The sequence below is a fragment of the Amycolatopsis speibonae genome (genome assembly GCF_042647925.1).
Lineage (GTDB): Bacteria > Actinomycetota > Actinomycetes > Mycobacteriales > Pseudonocardiaceae > Amycolatopsis > Amycolatopsis speibonae.
On record NZ_JBHRWK010000119.1, the window covers coordinates 1 to 2,323 of the forward strand.

Sequence of the window (2,323 nt, forward strand, 5' to 3'; positions counted from 1 at the left end):
CGATCACTGGTCACTCTGGCGACGACGCCACCAAACCCGCGCCCGCCACAGCCACTACCAGCGACAACGCAACAAACATCCCTCACTGCCGCTGTAGTACTAAGTGGGTCAAGGCGTTCCGTCCTGGTGAGGTGCAGTGGTACGAGGGGGAGTCGCGCGAGGGGGAGTGGCGGCAGTACGACGATCTGTTGTCGCTCCTGCAGGCGAACAGTCATCGGTTGCCGGTCAACATCTGGTTGGAGCCCATCGGGAAGAAACGTCAGTACACGGAACCGTTGGTGCGGTGGGTCGAGGTGTGGATGCGGGCGTACCAGCAGGCGAAGTTTGATGAGACCGGAGCAGTCCTGACGTCGGAGGAGCTTGCGAAGCGCTCTGGAGGCGTCGTGACCTCCGAGACGGTAGGCGAGTGGAAGCTCGCCCCCTCGGGTGAGGGGGAGGGCTCCGGGCAACTGCCGGCGGATCCCCGTCCGGGGATTCCGAAGGATCTGGTGTCCTGGCGTCCTGGGGTAGGTGTCGCTGCCACGTTGAAGGCTTACGCGGGGGGGCGCGAGGTGCCGCGGACGGTGTTGCTCGATTGGTTCGTGAGCCTGCAAGAGGAGGCTGTGGCGGATACCGGTCTGGGAGTACCCGGGTCTGTGGTGGCTGCTCTCTCCGGCGGACTGATCAATGCGCCGCAGGCGCGTAAGGATGCGTCCAGGTACGCACGTCTTGCGTTGGGTTTGGCCCCGGACGTCACTTCGCTTGTTCCTCGGTGGGTCAAGGATTTCCGTCCTGGTGAGGGGGAGTGGTCGCAGGTCGGTGACATTGTGGAGCTACTGACGGCCAATAGGGACCTGTTGCCGGTCAACATCTGGTTGGAGCCCGGTGCGCGGAGGCACTCGAAGCCGTTGGTGCGGTGGGTCGAGGTGTGGATGCGGGCGTACCACGCGGCGAGGGTTCGAGAGAACAAAGAAGCCCTGACGCCGGAGGAGCTTGCGAAGCGCGCTGGAAATATCGTGCACCGCACGACGGTCGCCAACTGGAAACTCGGCGTTCCCCAGAGCGTTGCGGATCATTCTCTCGACAACGCCCCCTCGGGTGAGGGGGAGGGCTCCGGGCAACTGTCGGCAGATCCCCGTCCGGGGATTCCGAAGGATGTGGATCTGGTGTCCTGGCGTCCTGGGGTAGGTGGCGTTGCCACGTTGAAGGCTTACGCGGGGGAGCGCGAGGTGACGGACAAGGAGTTGCGGGAATGGGGGATCGGTATTCAGCGGGAGGCTGTGGATGCGACCGGCATGCGAGCATCCGGGCTTTTGGTGGCTGCTCTTTCCGGCGAACTGATCAATGCGGAGCAGGCGAATAAGCACCCAATTCCTGCGTTGAGTCCGGACCTGGACGTCTCTGAGCTTGTTCCCCCGTGGGTCAAGGGGTTCCGTCCTGGTGAGGTGCAGTGGTACGAGGGGGAGTGGCGCGAGGGGGAGTGGCATGAGGGGGAGTGGCGGCAGTACGACGATCTGTTGTTGCTCCTGCAGGCGAACAGTCATCGGTTGCCGGTCAACATCTGGTTGGAGCCCATCGGGAAGAGACATCAGTACACGAAGCCGTTGGTGCGGTGGGTCGAGGTGTGGATGCGGGCGTACCAGCAGGCGAAGTTTGATGAGACCGGAGCAGTCCTGACGTCGGAGGAGCTTGCGAAGCGCGCTGGAAATATCGTGCACCGCACGACGGTAATCAACTGGAAACTCGGCGTTACCCAGAGCGTTGCGGATCATTCTCTCGACAACACCCCGTCGGGCTCGGCTGGTGAGGTCCCGTCTGGCATAAGTCCTGTTGGCGTTTCAACGTCGCCACCGTGGAAGCGCCGGCGGCTGGAATCCGGGACGCCGGGGGTGCCGTCGTCGGGGTTGGGGATGCCGGGGTCTGGTTTCGGGGCCGGTGCGCCAAGTTTTTCCGCGGCCGGTATGCCGGTGCCGGTTGTGCCTGGTGCTGGGGATGGTGGCTGGGTGTGGCCGGTCGGGTCGGAGCTGCAGCAGGTGGAGATGCAGGGGGTGTCGCGGGAGTTTCGGGAGGAGATGTCGCAGTGGCTGGGGCGGGAGGAGCAGATACAGCCGGCGCCTGTGGGGGTGCTCATCGGTGGTGTCGGTTCGGTGTTCAGGGATGCGGCGGCGTTGTTGCTGAAGGAAGCCGGTGTGCATGGGGTGGTGTTGCTGGATGAGGGTGCTCCTGATTTGGGTGTGATCGTGCGGGGGGTGCTGGATTCGGGGTGGGTTGTTGGTGAGGCGATCCGGTTGTTTGCGTGTGAGGTGGGTGATGGTGTTCTGGCGGGGTTGGCGGTTGCTTTGTC

The 2,323-nt window shown here is 63.9% G+C and carries 1 protein-coding gene; it reads left to right on the plus strand.

Annotated elements, in window-relative coordinates:
* Positions 1–131 precede the first annotated feature (131 nt).
* Positions 132–2,323: hypothetical protein (locus ACFOSH_RS42300; RefSeq protein WP_378247155.1), on the plus strand; the 2,192-nt coding region annotated here is incomplete at its 3' end.